Below are 19,741 nucleotides of genomic sequence, written 5' to 3'. Positions count from 1 at the left end.
TTTTGGCAGTGTAAGAAGCTCGTTGCTTTTTAGCACAAATAGCTATCTTTATCGCCAATTGCTTCAACAAAAAAAGCGTATCTGGTAAGATACGCTTTTTTTACATTAGCAAGGCGATTTCTGCCTCAGAATAGAATAGAGATATATAAATGCTTGAGAAAATCAGAGAAGGTTCGCAAGGACCGGTAGCCAAAGTTATTTTAGGCGCGGTGATTTTATCTTTTGCTTTAGCAGGGATCGGTGGTTACTTAGGTCAAACCACAGAGCAGCCTGTTGCTGAAGTAAATGGAGTTAAAATTAGTCAAACCGAATTTAACCGCGCGTACCAAAATGAGCGTAACCGCTTAGAACAACAATTTGGTGAATACTTTGCACAAATTACTGCAGATCCAAATTACATGGCACAAATTCGCCAAGGTGTCGTTGACCGTCTAGTACAACAAGAACTGCAAACTCAACTAGCACACGAACTTGGTTTACGCGTAAGTGATGAAAGTGTTAAAAAAGCAATTTTAGAATTGCCATACTTCCAAATCGGTGGCCAATTTAATAACGACCGCTACTTACAAGTTATTCGTCAAATGAACTTCCAACCGGATGCATTTCGTGAATACTTACGTGAAGAAATGACTCGTAGTCAGCTAATCTCAGCAGTTGCAGGCACTGACTTTGCCCTTGATAACGAATTAGCAAGTGCAGTGGCGTTACAACAACAAACGCGTAGCATTGATTACGTGGTAGTAAATAAAGAGTCGTTACAAGAAGGGGTTGAAGTAACTGAGCAAGAAATTGCTGATTATTACGACCTAAATACGTCACAGTTTTTAGCGCCAGAGCAAGTATCGGTAAGTTACATTGATTTAAATGCAGCAAACCTAGACTTACAGAGCAATGTAAGCGAAGAAGAAGTAAAAGCTTACTACGAGCAAAATAGTGCACAGTATATAGAGCCTGAGAAACGCCGTGTATCACATATCTTAATAGATAATAGCGAAGACGACGATGCTGCGAAAAGCAAAGCTGAAGACTTATTAGCGCAATTGCAACAAGGTAGTGACTTTGCAGCATTAGCTGAATCATCATCAGATGATATCGTCAGTGCTGAAATGGGCGGTGATCTAGATTGGATTGAACGCGACATGATGGATCCAGCTTTTGAAGAAGCTGCATTTGCACTTAATGAAAAAGGTGACTTTTCTGACGTTGTTGAATCTGAGTTTGGTTATCACATCATTCAACTAACTGATGTTCAAAGCCAGCAAACAAAACCATACGATGATGTTAAAGCTGACTTACGTGCTGAACTAGAACGTACTGAAAAAGTGAATGCTTTTTATGAAAAGCAAACACAAATGAGCGAAGTTGCATTTGAAATGTCTGACAACTTAGTTGATGCAGCAGAGACTGTAGGCGTTGAAGTAACGACCACGCCACTTGTTGCTCGCAATGAATTACCAGCACCGCTTAATACGCCAGCTGTTGTCAGCGCAATCTTCTCACCAGATGTACTTGAAGATGGCATGAACTCAGAAGTTGTTGAAGTAGGTGACGAGCACGTTGTAATTGTACGTGTAAGCGAGCATAAGCCAGCAAGCACAAAAGCACTTGCCGATGTATCTGATGAAATCAAAACACGTTTAGTGAGCCAAAAAGCATCTGAACTTGCAAAAGAAAAAGCGACAACCTTATTTGCTGATATTTCAGCGGGTAAGAGCTTAACTGAAGTTGCATCAGAGCAAGGCCTAGAGCTACGTCAAGAAGCATCATTAACGCGCCAAGCGTATGCGGTGTCTCCTGCAATCGTACAGCAAGTGTTTAAAATGGCTCACCCTACTGACACGCCAGTGGTTGATAAAGTAGAGCTTAGCAATGGTGACGCAGCAATCGTCGCACTTAAGTCTGTTACTAACGCATCAGTTGAAGGCGAGCTTGAAGCACAGCAAAAGCAAAACATCACAATGGCCCAAGTAAATAAAAACTACATGGTGTTCATCGATGCATTAAAAGCTAAAGCAGAGTTAAACTTACCAGCACAAGCAACACCTGCTGAGTAAGCTTAATTAAGCAAACTAAAAAGCGCCTAATGGCGCTTTTTTTGTGAGCGGAAGGTATAGGTACAAAGATAAAAGTTAAAAGTTAAAGGTGCTAGGTAACTAGGTTCTAGGTGAGTGTAGCTTGTAAGCTTGAGTTTATCTCGCGCTGCTTTTATGTAACACACGTAGGTTGGGTAGAGTGAAACGAAACCCAACGATAAAATACCCTGTCAGTCTGCACCAATGCACTGCATTATCGAGTGTTTTATTTCTTCGATGTATTCTGAATTTTGGCAAAACCCTTTAAGTGATTTATTCACAAAGAGATTAAGAGCAACGAAAACCCAACGAAATTGCTTTTATAACTTCATCAACCAGCGTTCAACTTCATTTATATCATTACTATCAAACACCATTAAACTTGAGTGTGATCGATTTTTAAATACTATTTTCTCTACAAGTTTATTTTGAATTGACGAAAAATAAGCTGGGGGTGAAAGGGTATCTAAATTTGAATTTATTAGCAGTACAGGCTTCTCAGTGTTTTTTATCTTATAAAGTAAGTCAGTTTCTTGAACCGTTACTTTCGCGTTAGTCATCGTTTGATTAACAATATCATCTAGCTGATTTTGAAACAGTTTGTTCAGTAGAGGAGACTTGTAAGGTAAGTATTCTCTGACGGCCAGCTCAAAGCTCATCATGGGCGCCAGTAAAATAGCTGCGTTAATGTATTGTGAAGATAACAGGTTTGTAGCTGTAAGCGCCCCCATAGAATGACCTACTGCAATAATACGCTTATCTGCTTGTTTTAAATACAGCTGTGCAAGTAGTTCGTTTAAAATAGTATGTTCTTTTGCAGCGAAGGCAAAAGCTTCTGTTGATTCCCCATGGCCAAACAGGTCTGGGATCACAACGTCCATGCCAAGAGCTCTAAAATAGATAGCCGTAGCCATCATTACCTCTTTGCTACCACCATAACCATGTAGTAGCAATGCGGTGCCTTTAAACCGATTAAATGTAGCAGGTGGCATTCTATGTGTAATAGTATTTTCAACACCATTACCTGTCGCATGAAGGTTGTAATAGGGGGCACTTCCAGTTGGAAAATCAGAAGTTTGATAAGCTGAAGCAGCCAAGTATGTAATGCATTGCAACGAACTAGCGGAGCAAAAAGTGTTTTTTTCAAAACCAATTTCACTTGGCTTTACTTTTATAAGTTCAGCCTCAGAAAGGTATACGTCAGGGTTAGACATGACGTAACTCCCGATAGAAGTGCATCCTGACAAAAAGAAAATACAAAGCACTAGCATAAATAGGTGTGTTAAATTTTTCATTATTCTCTAATTAATACTCCGTGCCCCTCGTGAGGCAAATCAACGAGGTATTCTGGAGTAATATTTAATGAGTAGTTTTCAGCGGGAACATCATGCCTTTTGATAACAGCATGACTAGCAATAGAAAAGATACACAAAAAGAGGAGAAGCCAAGCTTTCAAAATTCGTCCATGATTATTTAGGATGGAGCTTAATGCTAACTTTCAGTCGCACTAAAAGCAACCAGATTCAGGTGTAGAGACTTTTAAGTGATTTATTCACAAAGAGATTAAGAGACGCTCCGCTTATTAAAAGATATTAAAAATATATCCGTCATTGAGGTGAAAATTAGATCGCCTAGTGCCAATTGCAGAGTGTTAGGCGTAACTCGTTTCTGCCCCAAAATGTGTTAACGCAAATAGTCTAAAGATCTGTGTTGAGCAAAAAGTGGACGTTTGAATGACTCAATTCTGCTTAAAAGGATTGAGTTGATTCATACATCTTCACTTTATAAATTAAAACTGCTCTCCATGTGATTCATAAAATATGGATTTTTAAATCAAAATTTGATATAAAATGATTTATAAATATTAAAGATTTAAATCACATGTATCATTGGCAACAAAAAAATTGGCCTAAATTTGAATATGATGTGACACGCTTTGAGGCAAGTGTCAGCGAGTATTCAAATAAAGCTTACAGCATTGAAGGGGCATTATCTCAAATACCGTCGAATGACCATAACGATGCATTTGTCCACTTACTGGTGGAAGAAGCATTAAGCACCAGTGCCATTGAAGGTGAAAAACTTAACCGTGAAGAGGTGCGCTCATCGGTTGCTCGTTTCCTAGGGTTAAAAGAGCCAGAGTGTGGTGGTTACTTCCCTAAAGAAAAAGGCATTGCGGCGATGCTTGTTGATGTGCGTAAAAGCATTAAAAGCGCTATGTCTAAAACCTTACTTTGTCATTGGCACACACTGCTATTACACGGTAGTGAAGATTATTATGTAAAGCCTATTACTAAAGGCGATTATCGAGACTCGCCCATTGATATAATAAGAGAAGACTTATACGGCGACAGTGAAATCATCTACAAAGCACCAGGTAATAACCGCATTGAGGTTGAACATGAAATGGATGCTTTCATACAGTGGTATAACAGCGCCAATTGTTCAAGTCCTATAAAAGCAGCAGTTGCTCATTTATGGTTTGTCGCTATTCATCCGTTTCAAGATGGTAATGGCCGTGTTGGTAGAGCCATAGCCGAGCATGCGTTATTTCAAGACTTTTCGAGACCTCCGCTTTTTAGTATGTCGAGCATGATTAATACTAATCGAATGGATTATTATCAAAAGCTTAGAGATACTAATTATGGTTTACAAATTAATGAGTGGATAGCGTGGTTTGTTGAGCTAGTTAGAACTTCTCAAGACAAGTCGCTTGAGTCTGTTGAATTTGTTTTGCAAAAATCAAAATTTTGGGCAGAATATGAAGAGGTCAAACTCAACCAACGCCAAGAGAAGGTGATGAAAAAAATCTTCACTGTAGGCTCTGACGGCTTTGTGCGTGATGGTTTAACTAATGAAAAATATCGAGCTATTACCGGGGCGCCACCAGCAACCGCAACGAGGGATTTAAAGTCATTAGTTGATAATGGCTTACTTTACCCGTCAGGTGAAGGTAAACGTGGTTTACGTTACTTTGTGAACTTCCCGCAAGAGAAAAACCTATTTGCTGACAAAGAAGAGGTTTCTCTAGTTAATGATGTTAGCCTAATTAAGATCTTGAAGAAAATCGAACGTAATATTGAATATTTTCGTGGTGAAAAAAATTCAGGTTTAACAAAGCTTATTGATGAATATAAGGCTCTATCATTAGATGATAAAGTAGCGGAGCAAAAGTTAGAAAAGCTTTTAGGACGAAACAGATAAATATGTTTTAAATCGGCTATTCATTGCCTGATTTGATTCAACTCTAGAAATCAAATCTGGCAGTTCAAGTTAGGACTTATTCAAACTAGCTTGTCATTTTTAATTGCAAACGGCGCAATAAAACAGCCAAGCTGTTTTACCGATTAATCAGGAGTTAGCCCATAAAATTTTTATACGAAATTCACCTAATATAGCCGACGACCTAAAACGTTTTGTCCAAAAACGAGTTTACCCGACCGCCAGTTTTTCGCTCTAGAGCATCGCTCAGATCTCACACTAAATGTTGAGTTTCGTTGCTCTCAACCACAACCTACGGTGATAAGTTTAACGCCGAGCTGCTCTGGCTTTTCCTAGAACCTTTCACCTAGCACCTAGAACCTTTATCTTTAACAACTCAACAATTTCTGGGTTACGTTAGATTGTGGATCTTGGAAAATATCTTCGGTTTTGCCGTACTCGACTATTTCACCGTGATCGAGTACCACTAACTGGTCGCTGATGTGGCGTACTAGGCTTAGGTGATGGGTGATCAAGATATAACTTAAGCCGGTGTCTTGTTGTAGCTTTAGTAATAAATTGACTGTTTGCGCCCGTACTGATGGGTCTAGTGATGATAGCGCTTCGTCGAGTACCACTACTTTTGGATCAAGAATTAATGCACGGGCGAGGGCAATACGTTGTAATTGACCGCCGCTGAACATGTGTGGGTAATAATGTTGATGGTCGTTAAGCAAACCAACTTTAGATAAGGTTGTGGTTATTTTTTCGCCGCGCGTTTGTTTATCTAATGAGGTATTATATTGCAGGCAGTCGTCGAGCATGTCGCCAATAGTCAGTCCTGGGTTTAGCGAGGCTTCTGAGTCTTGAAAAATCATTCGAATATGACGGCATTGCTGATTGCGAATGCCATTGTTTTCGATAATGTTGCCATCGAGTAGAATTTGCCCGCTATCTGCATGATCGGCACCGGCAAGCAGTTTTGCTAGGGTACTTTTTCCAGAGCCCGTTTCGCCGATAATAGCCAGGGTTTCTCCTTGTTCTAAGCAAAACGAAATGTTTTTTAATACTGCAAAGCGTTTACGTGAAAAGATCCCAGCACGAAGGTTAAAGCTTTTTGATAAGGCTTGTACTTTCAATAGAGGTTGCATTATTTCATTGCCTTAATTAAAGGGAAATGACACGCATAACTGTGACCATGCTGTTTAGTTAACTTTGGGGTGACCACGCAAGCTCTTTGTGCTTGTGGGCAGCGAGGGCCAAGACGACACCCTATTGGTAAATGCTGCAACGTTGGGATCGTCCCTTTGAGAGCGTAAAAAGGTTCTTTATGAGCAAGCCCTTGCTCATAATCGGGTAAGCTTTTTAATAGTGCTTGAGTGTACGGGTGACGTGGCTGGCTAAATATTTTAGCTGTAGGGCCAGCTTCTACCATTTGCCCGCAATATAATACGTGCATGCCATGGGACCAATTAATAATTTCTTCTAGTTCGTGAGAGATCATTAATATCGACATGTTTTTTAGCTGGTTTAAGCTTTTAAGTAATCTGAATACCTGGGCGCGGGTGGTGCTTTCTAGAGCTGTGGTGGGCTCATCGGCAATTAATAGCTTTGGTGTACGGGCAATGGCCATGGCAATCATTACTTTTTGGCACACGCCTTCTGAGAGTTCATGAGGATAGCTGGTTAAGACCTTTTCATGATCTTTAATTCCCACCTTATGGATCAGTGCTTTTACCCGATCTTTGCGTTGGCGGTTACGTTTTAAGAAAAAACCTTTTTCTTGAATTTCGGGAAGTGTCTCGGCTATTTGATCAAAAATTTTTGCTGTTGGGTCTAGGCAGCGGCTAGGATCTTGGTAAATCATGGCGATATCTTGGCCTACAATTTTACGGCGTTGCTCGTTTGATAAACGCATAAGGTCAACACCGCGCCAGTGCATGCGGTCGGCTGTGATATGCCAGCGTTTATTTAATACCCCAACAATGGCTTTAGCGATGAGACTTTTGCCTGAGCCTGATTCACCCACCAGCGCATGCACTTCACCTTCTTTTAAACTCAAGCTTACTCTATCTACTGCACGTATCACTGTATCGGGTGTTTGCAGCTCTATAGTTAAATTTCGTATGTCGAGTAATTGCATTTAATCTGCCTTACGTGCTTTTAACACTTGGCGAAGACCATCGCCAACTAAATTAGTTGATAACACGGCTAAAAAGAGTAACACCCCAGGTAATCCTACTGTCCACGGTGCTAAGTATATCAAGCCTAAGTTCTCTGCCAAAATAGCGCCCCATTCTGTGGTTGGAGGCTGCGCACCGAGTTTTAAAAAGCCAAGGGCTGATATATCTAATATAGCGGTTGAAAGCGCCATGGTAAAAATAACCACAATATGTTCATAAATATTAGGAAAAATTCCACGAGAGAGGATATGCCAATTAGAGGCACCATCAAGCTTAAAAGCGGTAATGTAATCTTTACCCAGCTCGGTCACAATTAAATTGCGCACCGAGTGAATAAATTGCGGCAGTAGCGCTAAAATAATCGCCCACACTGTATTCATTAGGCCGGGGCCTAAAATTGCGATTATTATAATTGCTAGCAGCAATGAAGGAATTGATAAAGTGATATCGAGTAAGTGATTCAAAAAGCTTGAACGTAAGCCGCGACTAATACCGGCAAAAGTACCGACTAACACGCCAATCACAGTGGTAATAAGTGCAGCAATAACAGACAAACCAAATGTGTAGGTTGCACCATTCATTAACCGTGATAACACATCACGTCCAAGATCATCTGTTCCGAGTAAAAATCGCACATCGCCCATTTCATGCCATGAGGGAGGAATAAGAAGAGCATCGCTGTGCTGCTGATTCACACCATAGGGGGCAATAAAAGGCGCAGCTGCAGCTAATATCGCAAATGCAATAAACACCCACAGCCCGACTAAAGCTGGGTGATTTGATTTAAACTTGCGCCAAAACCGCGCCAGAGGCGCTTTGTTTGATTCTTCAGAAAATAAATTAAACTTTGCCATGTGCTTGGTTCCGAGAAAGCGGATCGAACAGGGTGTAGGTCAGTTCAGCAATAATAGTGGCTAAAATAACAAACATAGAGACCGCTAATAAACCACCTTGTATAGCAGGATAATCACGTTGATAAATACTATCAATGAGCCAGCGACCTATGCCCGGCCATGAAAAAATAACTTCGGTGATCATAGCAAGAGTGATCAAAGTACTAAACTGTAAGCCGATTTGTTTGATCACGGGTAATAAAGCATTGCGCAGTGCATGGTGCACAATTAATTGTGCGCGGTTAAGGCCTTTGGCTCGCGCCGTTTTAATAAAGTTTTGATCAAGCACATGGAGCATGGATTCACGGGTAAAGCGAATTAATACCGTGGTAGGATACATTGCCAGTACGATGGTTGGCAGAGTCAGATGATGCAGGGCATCGAACATCGCCATACCCGAATAAGGAAACTCAGCGAGTGCAATATCAATTAAAATAAACCCCGTTTGCGGGGGGATTTCATAAAGTAACCCCATACGGCCCGACATAGGAAACCAACCTAATTGCAGTGAGAACACCATGATTAATAATAACGCAAGCCAAAAAACAGGTATTGAGTAGCCTGCTAATGTGACTGAGTTGATGAGTTTATCAGGCAGTTTTTTATGATAAGCCGCGGCTAAAATACCCGCAGGCACACCAATGACTACTGAAATAATGAGCGCGTATAAGCTTAATTCGAGTGTTGCAGGGAATAAATCAATAATATGGTTAAATACGTTATCACCTGAGGCAAAAGATAGGCCCCAATCACCCAAAAAAATGCGTTCTAAAAATGCAAAATATTGAGTAATGTAATTATCATTAAAGTGATATTTTTCTTGTAGTTCGCTAGTTTGCGAAAAGCTGGTATTGGTAATGCCGCTTAAATTACTGAGCGCATCACCGGGAAACAAATAACTTAATGAAAACGTAAAAATACTCAAGGTGAGCATCATAAATAGTAACAAGCCTAGGCGGCGTAAAAAATAATCTAACACCATTATTTTTTCCTCGCATTAGCCAGTGATATTGCGCCAAATGGGCCAAGCGGGATACCTTCTACATCACTGCTACTGGCTTGAAAGCGCATGCCATGTGCCAATGGTAATAAGGGCAGCTCTTTTATCAACATAGCTTGTGCTTGTTGATAATAGCGTTTCCTCATTTCTAAATCTGTGCTATCAAGTGCTTGAGTGAGTAATAAGTCAAATGCTGGGTTGCACCAGTTAGCTGGGTTTTTACCGCTAAATGTGGCTGAACAACTTAATAATGGGCTAAAAAAGTTATCAGGATCAGGTGTATCGGCCGCCCAGCCTAGTAGTACGCTATCGTGGCGGTGCTCCCCAATACGTTGGATAAAGGTATTCCACTCATATTCAACAATACTGACATTGACTCCGATTTTACGTAAGTCACTTTGCATCAACTCAGCCATTTTTCGGGCGTTGGGGTTATAGATACGACTGACAGGCATAGCCCAAATTGTCATATCAAAGCCATTTTCTAAACCAGCTTCGTTAAGCAATTTTTTGGCAAGTTCGGGGTCAAACGCAGGCATGTTACCTTGAGATTGATAAGCCCAAGAGGTAGGCGGCAAAATTGATTGTGCACGGATACCATTACCGTAAAACACCGCTTGCATTATTTTTTCAATATCGATGGCGTGAGCGAGTGCTTGGCGGACTTTGATGTCGTTAAATGGGGGGCGTTCAGTATTAAACGCCCAATAACCTACATTAAGATTAGTCTCTTTTTGCACGTTTATATCGGCGCGGTTCGCTAAAATACTTAACTGTGCACTGCTTGGGTGTGCAGTAACATCACATTCTTTGGTGAGCATTTTGGCTATACGTGTGGTGCCATTAGGAGTGATATCGTAAACCAATTGTTCAAGGTCGACTTTGTGTTTCCAGTAGGCGTTATTGCGATAATAACGAACTAAATGATCACGACGGTATTCTTTATAAACATACGGGCCAGTGCCAATTGGGTATTGATCAAATAAATCGAGTTGTTCTTGGGCTTTTAATTGCATTGCGTATTCGCGGGATAATACTACTGCAAAATCTGTTGCCATATTGGCTAAAAAACTGCTCTCAGCATTAAATAACTCAAATCGAACTTGGTAGTCCGATACACGTATTATACGGCGAATAAGTTGATCAATCCCCACACTTTGAAAATAAGGATAATTTGCATCACCAACAAAATGATAAGGGTTGTATACATCAAATAAACGACTGAAGGTAAAAATAACGTCGTCGGCATTAAAATCACGAGTAGGTGTAAAATAGTTGGTGCTATGAAATTTAACCCCTTTACGCAGGGTAAAGGTGACGGCTTTTCCGTCAGGGCTGATTTTCCAATCGGTTGCCAGCTCGCTTTGAAACTCTGCCGTTATAGGGTCAATACTAATCAAACGGTCATAAAGCTGATTAGCAATGATATCGATTGTTGAACCTGTGGTCGTTACTTGTGGATTAAACGACACAGGGTTCGCCTCAGCACAATAAACTAAGCCTTGGTTTTTTTCTTCTAGGGTTGGTTCTTTCGTATCTAAGCAGCCTGTTAAGCTCAGCGAAAATAGCCCAAGTAATAATTTATACACCGGTTCAACCTCTGACTATTGTTGTTGATCTAGTAAATTATATTTTTTCAAATAGCCTCTAAGTTGATGATACGTCAAACCAAGTACTTCTGCAGTCTTCTTTTGATTAAATTGGCTGAATTCGAGTGCTTTTTTTATTAAATCAATTTCAAACTCGTTAGAGAGATCTTTTAAACTGCATGGAAAGGTGTGTTGCGCAGGTTTATTCACAGGGGCAACTTCGACTGTGCTTGGGGCCACTATCTCTGTTTGCTCTGATTTTAGTGGTGCTTTAATTCGCTGCTTGGGTCTAAACTTGCTTTCGAATGGGTCTAAAATAATCTGGTGAACGGGAATATGTTCATTGCCATGACGATATAAACTACGCTCCACGACATTTTTCAGCTCACGGATGTTACCTGGCCAGTCATAGGTTTGCAGTATTTCAACGGCGCTTCGGGTAAAGCCACTAAATAACTCCCACTCCAAATCGCGAGCCATATTAATGGCAAACTGTTCAGCCAGTAGCATTATGTCGTCTTGACGTTCACGTAGCGGCGGCAGAGTAATTACATCAAAGGCGAGTCGGTCGAGTAAATCACTTCTAAATTCGCCTTGTTCGGCCAAATAGGGCAGGTCTTCATTGGTAGCACAGACTAAACGGGTATCCACTTTAACCGTTTGTTTGCCCCCAACTCGTTCAAACTCGCCGTATTCAATGACTCGTAACAGCTTTTCTTGCACCATGGCAGAGGTGTTTGCTAATTCATCTAAAAACAGAGTACCGGAGTTGGCACGCTCAAAACGACCTTCATGGCGTTTACTGGCACCGGTAAATGCGCCACTTTCATGACCAAATAATTCGCTTTCAAGTAAGTTCTCGTTTAATGCTGCGCAATTGAGCTTTATATAGTTTTGCTCCCAGCGTTTTGACAAAAAATGTAAACGAGCAGCAATTAACTCTTTACCTGTACCGCGCTCACCAATAATTAGCACTGGTTTATCTAAACTTGCCAGCTGCGATACTTGATCCAGTACAGCTAAAAAGCTGTCTGATTGGCCGAGTAAGTTATCCTGTTGACGAAATTGGCTCATATTCCCTAACTCTTAGTCATTTTTACTAACAGTTAGTGTATTTCATAATTCGGGAGAACTAAAGGAATTTGTATTTTTAGTTTAACTTTATGAAAATATTACTGTATTTTATGTTTTATAAAGTTGGCAAGCATATTGTAACAGTGAGTGCAGACCAATTAAGTTAAACATCACAGAGGTAAATGTTATGGGAATTTTTTCACGTTTTGCAGACATTGTTAATTCTAATATCAATGCCATTTTGGATAAAGCAGAAGATCCTGAAAAAATGGTTCGTCTTATCATTCAAGAAATGGAAGACACGTTAGTTGAAGTTCGTTCAACATCAGCTAAAACACTCGCTGAGAAAAAAGAGTTAGTACGTCGCGTTGATACATTAAAAGCACAAGTATCGCAGTGGCAAGAAAAAGCAGAGCTGGCACTGAGTAAAGATCGTGACGACCTAGCGCGTGCAGCATTGCTTGAAAAGCAAAAATCAGCAGACGCTGTAGCCGCCGTTGAAGATGAACTGACTCATGTTGAGTCTCACATCGAGAAACTGCAACAAGAAGTGAGCACATTACAAGATAAACTAGCTGACGCTAAAGCACGTCAAAAAGCAATTATCTTACGTCAACGCTCGGCTGAGTCGCGCCTAGAAGTGAAAAAAGCATTAGATAGCTCAAAAGTTGAAGATGCATTAAATCGCTTTGAACGTTACGAAACTAAAATTGATGGTCTAGAATCTCAAGTAGAATCGTACGACTTAGGCAAAAAATCATTGTCTGATGAAATTGCTGATTTACAGCAAAATGAGAAGATTGATGATGAATTAGCAGCGCTTAAAAAGAAGCTTGCAGACAAATAAAATATAATAATTAAGGGGGAGCATTCCCCCTATGCTTAAACAAATAAACGGATTGTGCAGGAGAAGGTTATGATTGACGCAGATGTGCTGGTTGCCCCAATTATCATTTTTATGATTGTGGTGGCGCCACTTTGGTTAATTTTACATTATCGTAGCAAAAAGCAGGTAAGCCAAGGCTTGAGTGAACATGAACACCACCAGTTATTAGAGCTTGCGCAAAAAGCCGATAAAATGGCAGACCGAGTAGAAACACTAGAAGCACTACTTGATCAAGAGGCACCACAGTGGAGACGTAAAGTATGAATACTAAACGCGAACTGTTAAGAGACCCAGTACGCGGCAAAATTGCCGGTGTATGTGCAGGACTCAGTGATTATTTTAATATGGAATTGTGGTTAGTCAGAATCATTTTTGTCACCGCAGTTTTATTAGCCGGCGGTCCCTTATTTGTGGTCGCGTATATTGCAGCATGGTTTATTTTAGATAAAAAACCTGCAAATTCACCGGCAAGCTCTTATGCAACACAGCATGAAGATCCACTTGAAGTCAAATTTAAAGTATGGCAAAAAGGTGAGCCACCACGTCGCGCATTACAAGATCTCAAAGATCGTTTAGGCCGTGTAGATTCTCGCTTACAAGAGATGGAACGTTACGTTACTTCAACAGAGTTTACGGTTAGCCGTGAAATCAATAAGCTTTAAAGGATTTAATAGCACTTTATCAGACTCGTAAAGTAAGTAGATAAAGTGCTCACTCATTATGATAAACACTTCATCTGCTAAAAAAGCCTTCAATAAACTCAAAGGGAAAGCTGAAAAAGCGGTCCACCGAAGTTTAGACCAACATGTAAAGCTTGCCGTAACAGGCTTAAGTGGTAGCGGTAAAACAGCATTTATAACTGCACTTGTAAAACATTTGACCAGCCAAGCTGACGATAAAAACTTACCTTTTTTTGATGTTATGCAGCAAAAACGTCATATCGCGACTAAGGTAGTGCCGCAGCAAGCGCTAACTATCCCAACGTTTGCTTATCAAAATGCGTTAGGGGCATTACTGCCTCATGATGGCGAACCTATGTGGCCTGCCTCAACTGAACGCATAAATACCTTACGCTTGGCTATTAAATACCAAAGTGGCTCGGGTTTACGCTCGCACATTGCACCACAATCAACATTATACCTTGATATTATTGACTACCCTGGTGAATGGTTGCTCGATTTACCTATGCTTGAGCAAAGCTATCAGCAGTGGTGTGAGCAACAATACACGTTACTAGTGCAGCAGCCTCGTGTTGATAAAGCGCAAGATTTTTTATCCGCACTCAATAATCTTGATTTGAATGCACCTGTCGATGAGCATGCATTGAGTGAACTTGCCAAGCTCTACCAAAGCTTGTTAGTTGGATTAAAAAAAGACACTAAACTTGCCATGCTCCAACCGGGGCGCATGTTGATGCCTGGTGAACTGCAAGGGGCACCACTTTTGTTGTTTTTCCCTGTGGCTGAATATGACTCTGAAGTAATACCCGGCTCAAATTTGGCACATTTAAATAAGCGTTTTACCGCCTATGTAAAAGAAGTGGTGAAACCATTTTATACCCAGCACTTTCGTCATTTTGACCGTCAGATAGTGCTGGTGGATGTACTGAGTGCATTAAATGAAGGGCCTGAAACGCTGCATGAGCAAAGCGCTGTTATTGGGCAATTAATGGCGCATTTTAACTATGGTGAAAATAGCTTTATAAAGCGTTTGTTCAAACCCAATATAGATAAATTATTGTTTGCGGCTAATAAATCAGATCATATCAGTGGTGAACACCATAAAGATTTAGCCTTATTACTGGATTCATTGGTGCATGAGCAAGCAAATCATCTAAAGTTTGACGGGGTGAAAATAGAGACCATCGCGATGTCTTCTATCGCGGCGACGCAACCTCGAAAAATTACTGAGCAAGGCAACCCCCTAAATTGTATTTATGGCAAACCATTAAATGAGCAGCAATGGCTAACTTACTTACCGCCACAGCCACCATCACGTATGTTGACTAAAGCAGAGTGGCCTGCAAATGGGTTTGAGTTTTTGTCATTCTCACCTATGCCTTGCCCAGATAAACAATTAAAGCATATTCGGTTAGATCATGTTATGCAGTACCTATTAGGAGATAAACTTACATGAGTGAATCAACTTCATTTCAAGCGGGAAGGCGTATTGAGTCAGAGCTGCCGGTTGCCGATCCTGAATTAAATTTAGTTACTGCAAAAATCGTTGAACACGGTGAATTTGAGCACCAAGAAGAGCAAGAGCCTGAGTTAGAAGAGGGTATTGACTTAGCACCGGTTTATAAAAAATCTAAATGGCAAACCCTAAAGGGCTTATTCGTTGTCAGCTTTTTAACGTTAGTGCTGATGGAATTTGCATTTTCATTAGTGGTTGCATTTCAACAATCCATTATTTTAGGCACTGTTTATTCGATTGCCGTTGTTACTGGCTTTTTGCTAATTGGCCGCTTGTTATGGCGTGAATACCGCATGTTACGCAGTTTAAAGCGCAATCAATTACACCGTCACGAAGCCGCTAGGTTACTTAACTCAGAACAAGTGGGTGGTGCATTACCTTGGCTTGAAAAGCTTAATAAGCATCAGCAATTAACAGGCTTTGCTGAATTTAAAGCAAGTGTTGCAACGCACCATACCGATAAAGAAATCATGACCTTGTACGCTGATAACTTATTAGTCGCACAAGATGCTCAAGCAAAAAAATTAATTAACCGTTTTGCGACAGAGTCAGGCTTGCTGGTGGCACTTAGCCCGCTTGCATTAGTTGATATGATGGCCGTGCTTTGGCGCGGCACTAAATTAATAGATCAAATAGGGCGCATTTATGGCATTGGCTTTGGTTACGCAAGCCGTATTAAGCTTTATAGAATGTTGATAAAGCAGGTGATGTTTGTCGGTAGTGCAGAGCTGGTCTCTGATTTAGCGGCAACCGCACTTAGCGCTGAGTTACTTGGTAAGTTATCTGGTCGCGCGGCGCAAGGTTTAAGTGCTGGCATATTTACCGCGCGTATTGGTTATAAAGCAATGGAGTTGAGCCGTCCGTTACCGCGTTTAGAGCATAAACGCAGCTTGCTCAAAGGCACCGCCCAGCTTATTGCCAGTAAAATTGTGTCTCGTAAAAAGACAAGCCAAGAGCAAGGTGACTAATAAAACTGACAACATATCTGTACAGTGGCTATTAGGTGCTTAACACTAAATAGCCATCTGTGCATCCGGCATGCTTGTTATCTACCAGCTGATGCGCTTTGATTATTATATTAATAATAATCAAAAAAGATCAAACAATGAACAAACTCCACATCGACAGTCAATGTATTCATGGGCCAAAAAAAGCGAACGACCCGCATGGTGCGTTAACATCCCCTCTATACCAAACCTCTACTTTTCATTTTACTGATGCAGCACAAGGTGCAGCTCGATTTGCAGGAGAAGAGCCCGGTTATATTTATACCCGTTTAGGTAACCCAACAACCACTGAGCTTGAGCAAAAGGTTGCTCAACTAGAAAACTGCGAAGCCGCTGCGGCCACAGCAACCGGAATGGGGGCTGTGTCAGCATCGGTGTTAAGCTTTCTTTCACAGGGGGATCACCTTGTTGCATCAAGTGCTTTGTATGGCTGCACATTTGCTTTTTTTGCTCATATGCTACCGCGCTGGGGAATTGAGGTAAGCTTTGTTGATATGACCAATGAGCAAGCATTACGTGAGGCGATAAAACCAAACTCAAAAATGATTTTTGCTGAAACCCCCATTAACCCAACAATGGCGGTGATGGATTTAAATTTGATCAGCGACGTTGCCAAACAGCATCAGCTTATTAGTGTTATCGACAATACCTTTTTAACCCCGCTGCTGCAAAAACCAACTGACTATGGCATTGATTTAATCGTACACAGCGCAACAAAATACTTAAACGGCCATGGCGATGTAGTGGCGGGTTTAGTGTGTGGCTCCGATGAGCATATCAACTTAATCAAAATGACGGTACTTAAAGACATTGGGGCAACCATTAGTCCCCATGATGCTTGGCTAATAAACCGTGGTTTAAAAACATTAGCAATACGAATGCAACGCCATTGTGAAAGCGCGCAAACTGTTGCTGAATTTTTAGAGCAACACCCACATGTCAACACCGTTTATTACCCAGGTTTGAAGTCACACCCGGGTAATAAGTTTATAGGCACGCAAATGAAAGCGGCTGGTGGGGTTATCGCATTTGAGTTAAAAGGCAGCTTAAAAGATGGCGAGCAGTTTATTAATAGCACCAAGCTTTGCACATTAGCGGTGAGCTTAGGTGATGCTGAAACCTTGATACAACACCCTGCTTCTATGACTCACTCGCCCTATACACCAGAGGAAAGAGCGGCTGCGGGTATAAGCGATGGCTTAATTCGACTATCTGTTGGGCTTGAAGATGTTAACGACATAATTAACGATCTCAACCATGCATTTACTCAAATTATGTAGAATGTAACTTTAAGTGTACACTTAGGTTGGTCTTAGGGTCTTTATAATTAGGGGTGTAAATATTTTGCTTTAAAATCGTAATTTTAACTTTACAATATAGGCGTTGTGGCCATTGGCTGATGTGAACCCAGCTATTAAACTTTGCCTTACATTTGCTTAGTATCTGGGTAACACGTTGATACCGATATTCGGTTTAACAGCAAGAAGGTAATTATGGCTAAAGCAAGCAAGTACACCTCTAGAACACCCGATGAAAATGGGGTGATTCATTGGAGCGATGAAGAAAATAAAATATGGTCAGAACTCGTTGCCCGTCAATTAAAATGCATCGAAGGCAAAGCGTGTAATGAATACATGGAAGGGCTAAAAAAAATAAACCTTCCTCATGATCGCATCCCGCAACTAAGCGAGTTAAACGAAGTGTTGCTAGCAACCACAGGTTGGCAAGTCGCCCCGGTGCCTGCATTGATTGACTTTGATGAGTTCTTTCGTTTATTGGCGAACAAGCAGTTTCCTGTAGCGACTTTTATAAGAACACGTGAAGAGTTTGATTATTTACAAGAACCAGATATTTTCCATGAAATATTTGGCCATTGCGCGATGCTCACTAACCCTGATTTTGCTGAGTTCACTCATAAATATGGTCAGTTAGGTTATGCGGCGCAAAAGAAAGACAGAGTTTATTTGGCGCGTATGTATTGGTTTACTGTTGAGTTTGGTTTGATGCAAACCAAAGACGGCCTACGTATTTACGGTGGTGGTATTTTATCAAGCCCCGGCGAGACACAATACGTGTACTCTGATACGCCAGAAATTAACCCAATGAATGTACTTGATGTATTACGCACACCGTACCGCATTGATATAATGCAGCCTTTGTACTACACCATAAACTCTATCCATGATTTATTTGATATTTCACAGTTGGATATTATGGCGATAGTTGAGCAAGCAAAAGAATTAGGGTTACACGACCCAAAATTTCCTCCTAAAGAAAAATTAGCAAGTTAAGGATTTAAAATGTCATCATTAAGCGCACAAAAGTGTGAAGCCTGTCATGTTGATGCTCCAAAAGTGTCAGACGAAGAGCTAGCAGAACTAATTAAAATGATCCCAGACTGGGTGCCAGAAGTACGCGATGGCATTATGCAGTTAGAGCGTGTTTATAAATTTAAAAACTTTAAACAAGCTATTGCCTTTACTAACAAAGTGGGTGATATGGCTGAAGACGAAGGCCATCACCCAGGTTTATTAACTGAATGGGGAAAAGTGACGGTAACGTGGTGGAGCCATTCAATTAAAGGTCTGCATAAAAATGATTTTATTTGTGCAGCTAAAACTGACGAAGTTTTTGCTGCGCTATAACTAATCCTGTTTTACCCATAGGACAAAAGGTGCATTATAAATGCACCTTTTTTTACGTGTTTTTTGGTGAGCCTAGTGGCAGTTTTTTAGGTAAAAAGCCAGTGACTAACATAGTGCCACTTATTACACACAATGCACCAAGCAAGGTGTTTGAACCAATCTGTTCATCAAGCACTATATGACCCCAAAAAATACCAAAAAGTGGAATTAGAAACGTCACGGTCAGTGCCGACGTTGGGCCTATTTCTTCAATTAAATTAAAAAACAAAATATAGGCAACGCCAGTGCAAATCACGCCTAAAGCAACAACCCCTAACATGATGTCTGAGGATGGGACTTCTCGAATCGGCATGAAAAAAACGAGCGGCAATACCAATATGCTTGCTGCCCACATCGAGCCATGTGCATTATTAAAAGGTGTTAACTTAGGTGCATGTTTAGTGTAATGAGATGCAATGGCATAGCTTAATGATGCGCAAAGTGCCGCAATAATAGCTATCAGTGAGTTTGAGCTTGGGCTAAAGTTATCTTGCCCTACAAGCAGTACAACGCCAATTAAGCCAAGCACTAAACCACAAATCATACTCTTTGTTGGTTTTGTTTTAGCCCATATTACGCCTACTAATGCTGCCCAAATAGGGGTTGTTGAATTTAATATAGATAACGTTGATGCGCTGATTGTTTGGGCTGCATACGCAAAGAGTAAAAAGGGCAGTGCGGAATTAAGTGCGCCAATAATAAAAAAATGTTTACGATGGGCTTTAAACGCTAAGCTCTTAAAAACAGATTGGCGTTTAATGTACAGTGCTACTAAAAACAATGTAAGGGCTGCAAAGCCGACTCTAAATTCAATCAGTACAGCGGGGCCTAAACTGGTTGCTGCCATTCGCATAAATAAAAATGATGCGCCCCAAATAGCCGCAAGCGCAAATAGTTGGATCAAACTTTTTAAGCTCATAGTAAACACCTTGGATAAGTAAGCGCCAAGCATAGCA

At 40.8% G+C, this 19,741-nt stretch carries 18 protein-coding genes; 10 read left to right on the top strand and 8 right to left on the bottom strand.

The genetic code is table 11. The features are described from left to right. Positions 1 to 149 precede the first annotated feature (149 nt). The gene (gene ppiD, locus QMA12_RS06635; protein ID WP_290209635.1) at positions 150 to 2,054 is read left to right on the top strand and encodes a peptidylprolyl isomerase; all 1,905 of its coding nucleotides are present in this window, start codon (positions 150 to 152) and stop codon (positions 2,052 to 2,054) included. A 338-nt stretch (positions 2,055 to 2,392) separates the two neighbouring features. Here the strand turns inward: ppiD and QMA12_RS06630 are convergent, their stop codons facing one another. Continuing rightward, on the bottom strand, positions 2,393 to 3,286 hold the full coding sequence (locus tag QMA12_RS06630; RefSeq protein ID WP_290209634.1) for an alpha/beta hydrolase: 894 nt from the start codon (positions 3,284 to 3,286) through the stop codon (positions 2,393 to 2,395). A gap of 667 nt (positions 3,287 to 3,953) precedes the next feature. Between QMA12_RS06630 and QMA12_RS06620 the strand changes: the two genes are divergently transcribed. Next, a complete protein-coding gene (locus tag QMA12_RS06620; RefSeq protein ID WP_290209633.1) occupies positions 3,954 to 5,276 on the top strand; it encodes a Fic family protein in 1,323 nt (440 codons plus the stop codon). Positions 5,277 to 5,662: 386 nt separating this feature from the next. Here the strand turns inward: QMA12_RS06620 and QMA12_RS06615 are convergent, their stop codons facing one another. Genes QMA12_RS06615 through pspF form a run of 6 tightly spaced genes read right to left on the bottom strand, consistent with a single transcriptional unit; the run spans position 5,663 to position 12,012 of the window. Further along, positions 5,663 to 6,424: an ATP-binding cassette domain-containing protein gene (locus QMA12_RS06615; protein ID WP_087530785.1), complete on the bottom strand. Its 762-nt coding sequence runs from the start codon at positions 6,422 to 6,424 to the stop codon at positions 5,663 to 5,665. Beyond that, entirely contained in the window at positions 6,424 to 7,416 is a 993-nt protein-coding gene (locus QMA12_RS06610) for an oligopeptide/dipeptide ABC transporter ATP-binding protein (RefSeq protein ID WP_087530784.1), read from the bottom strand. Before QMA12_RS06610 ends, QMA12_RS06615 begins: the two co-directional genes overlap by 1 nt. After that, positions 7,417 to 8,310: an ABC transporter permease subunit gene (locus tag QMA12_RS06605; RefSeq protein ID WP_087530783.1), complete on the bottom strand. Its 894-nt coding sequence runs from the start codon at positions 8,308 to 8,310 to the stop codon at positions 7,417 to 7,419. Then, the gene (locus QMA12_RS06600; protein ID WP_087530782.1) at positions 8,297 to 9,331 is read right to left on the bottom strand and encodes an ABC transporter permease; all 1,035 of its coding nucleotides are present in this window, start codon (positions 9,329 to 9,331) and stop codon (positions 8,297 to 8,299) included. The genes QMA12_RS06605 and QMA12_RS06600 overlap by 14 nt, the downstream gene beginning before the upstream one ends. Beyond that, complete coding sequence (locus QMA12_RS06595) at positions 9,331 to 10,938, bottom strand: ABC transporter substrate-binding protein (RefSeq protein WP_087530781.1); 1,608 nt, start codon at positions 10,936 to 10,938, stop codon at positions 9,331 to 9,333. Before QMA12_RS06595 ends, QMA12_RS06600 begins: the two co-directional genes overlap by 1 nt. 15 nt (positions 10,939 to 10,953) lie before the next feature. Continuing rightward, positions 10,954 to 12,012, bottom strand: a complete 1,059-nt coding sequence (gene pspF / locus QMA12_RS06590) for a phage shock protein operon transcriptional activator (protein WP_087530780.1) — start codon at positions 12,010 to 12,012, stop codon at positions 10,954 to 10,956. 187 nt (positions 12,013 to 12,199) lie between these two features. Here pspF and pspA point away from each other — a divergent pair, with 187 nt between their 5' ends. From pspA to QMA12_RS06550, 8 genes are all read left to right on the top strand, one after another. After that, a complete protein-coding gene (gene pspA / locus QMA12_RS06585) occupies positions 12,200 to 12,859 on the top strand; it encodes a phage shock protein PspA (protein ID WP_087530779.1) in 660 nt (219 codons plus the stop codon). A 69-nt stretch (positions 12,860 to 12,928) separates the two neighbouring features. Then, entirely contained in the window at positions 12,929 to 13,162 is a 234-nt protein-coding gene (gene pspB, locus QMA12_RS06580; protein ID WP_087530778.1) for an envelope stress response membrane protein PspB, read from the top strand. Then, positions 13,159 to 13,560: an envelope stress response membrane protein PspC gene (pspC, locus tag QMA12_RS06575; protein WP_087530777.1), complete on the top strand. Its 402-nt coding sequence runs from the start codon at positions 13,159 to 13,161 to the stop codon at positions 13,558 to 13,560. Before pspB ends, pspC begins: the two co-directional genes overlap by 4 nt. Positions 13,561 to 13,618: 58 nt before the next feature. Then, positions 13,619 to 15,034 (top strand): YcjX family protein, encoded by a 1,416-nt coding sequence (locus QMA12_RS06570; RefSeq protein ID WP_290209632.1) that lies wholly within the window; start codon positions 13,619 to 13,621, stop codon positions 15,032 to 15,034. Then, positions 15,031 to 16,062, top strand: a complete 1,032-nt coding sequence (locus tag QMA12_RS06565) for a TIGR01620 family protein (RefSeq protein ID WP_290209631.1) — start codon at positions 15,031 to 15,033, stop codon at positions 16,060 to 16,062. Before QMA12_RS06570 ends, QMA12_RS06565 begins: the two co-directional genes overlap by 4 nt. A gap of 137 nt (positions 16,063 to 16,199) precedes the next feature. Next, positions 16,200 to 17,381, top strand: a complete 1,182-nt coding sequence (gene megL / locus QMA12_RS06560; protein WP_087530775.1) for a methionine gamma-lyase — start codon at positions 16,200 to 16,202, stop codon at positions 17,379 to 17,381. Positions 17,382 to 17,594: 213 nt separating this feature from the next. Further along, entirely contained in the window at positions 17,595 to 18,392 is a 798-nt protein-coding gene (gene phhA, locus QMA12_RS06555; protein WP_290209630.1) for a phenylalanine 4-monooxygenase, read from the top strand. Positions 18,393 to 18,401: 9 nt separating this feature from the next. After that, complete coding sequence (locus QMA12_RS06550; protein WP_087530773.1) at positions 18,402 to 18,746, top strand: 4a-hydroxytetrahydrobiopterin dehydratase; 345 nt, start codon at positions 18,402 to 18,404, stop codon at positions 18,744 to 18,746. A 52-nt stretch (positions 18,747 to 18,798) separates the two neighbouring features. Here QMA12_RS06550 and QMA12_RS06545 read toward each other — a convergent pair whose 3' ends face one another. Then, on the bottom strand, positions 18,799 to 19,704 hold the full coding sequence (locus QMA12_RS06545) for a DMT family transporter (protein WP_087530772.1): 906 nt from the start codon (positions 19,702 to 19,704) through the stop codon (positions 18,799 to 18,801). Between the last annotated feature and the right edge of the window lie 37 nt (positions 19,705 to 19,741).

Source organism: Pseudoalteromonas sp. APC 3893, from assembly GCF_030408095.1.
Lineage (GTDB): Bacteria > Pseudomonadota > Gammaproteobacteria > Enterobacterales > Alteromonadaceae > Pseudoalteromonas.
The sequence above is the reverse complement of the archived record's forward strand: the minus strand, read 5'-3'. Positions and strand labels throughout refer to the sequence as shown.

Excerpts from the sequence above, each read along its gene's own strand:
- ppiD (WP_290209635.1), top strand. The coding sequence starts at position 150 with ATGCTTGAGAAAATCAGAGAAGGTTCGCAAGGACCGGTAGCCAAAGTT.
- QMA12_RS06630 (WP_290209634.1), bottom strand. The coding sequence starts at position 3,286 with ATGTCTAACCCTGACGTATACCTTTCTGAGGCTGAACTTATAAAAGTA.
- QMA12_RS06620 (WP_290209633.1), top strand. The coding sequence starts at position 3,954 with ATGTATCATTGGCAACAAAAAAATTGGCCTAAATTTGAATATGATGTG.
- QMA12_RS06615 (WP_087530785.1), bottom strand. The coding sequence starts at position 6,424 with ATGCAACCTCTATTGAAAGTACAAGCCTTATCAAAAAGCTTTAACCTT.
- QMA12_RS06610 (WP_087530784.1), bottom strand. The coding sequence starts at position 7,416 with ATGCAATTACTCGACATACGAAATTTAACTATAGAGCTGCAAACACCC.
- QMA12_RS06605 (WP_087530783.1), bottom strand. The coding sequence starts at position 8,310 with ATGGCAAAGTTTAATTTATTTTCTGAAGAATCAAACAAAGCGCCTCTG.
- QMA12_RS06600 (WP_087530782.1), bottom strand. The coding sequence starts at position 9,331 with ATGGTGTTAGATTATTTTTTACGCCGCCTAGGCTTGTTACTATTTATG.
- pspF (WP_087530780.1), bottom strand. The coding sequence starts at position 12,012 with ATGAGCCAATTTCGTCAACAGGATAACTTACTCGGCCAATCAGACAGC.
- pspA (WP_087530779.1), top strand. The coding sequence starts at position 12,200 with ATGGGAATTTTTTCACGTTTTGCAGACATTGTTAATTCTAATATCAAT.
- pspB (WP_087530778.1), top strand. The coding sequence starts at position 12,929 with ATGATTGACGCAGATGTGCTGGTTGCCCCAATTATCATTTTTATGATT.
- pspC (WP_087530777.1), top strand. The coding sequence starts at position 13,159 with ATGAATACTAAACGCGAACTGTTAAGAGACCCAGTACGCGGCAAAATT.
- QMA12_RS06570 (WP_290209632.1), top strand. The coding sequence starts at position 13,619 with ATGATAAACACTTCATCTGCTAAAAAAGCCTTCAATAAACTCAAAGGG.
- QMA12_RS06565 (WP_290209631.1), top strand. The coding sequence starts at position 15,031 with ATGAGTGAATCAACTTCATTTCAAGCGGGAAGGCGTATTGAGTCAGAG.
- megL (WP_087530775.1), top strand. The coding sequence starts at position 16,200 with ATGAACAAACTCCACATCGACAGTCAATGTATTCATGGGCCAAAAAAA.
- phhA (WP_290209630.1), top strand. The coding sequence starts at position 17,595 with ATGGCTAAAGCAAGCAAGTACACCTCTAGAACACCCGATGAAAATGGG.
- QMA12_RS06550 (WP_087530773.1), top strand. The coding sequence starts at position 18,402 with ATGTCATCATTAAGCGCACAAAAGTGTGAAGCCTGTCATGTTGATGCT.
- QMA12_RS06545 (WP_087530772.1), bottom strand. The coding sequence starts at position 19,704 with ATGAGCTTAAAAAGTTTGATCCAACTATTTGCGCTTGCGGCTATTTGG.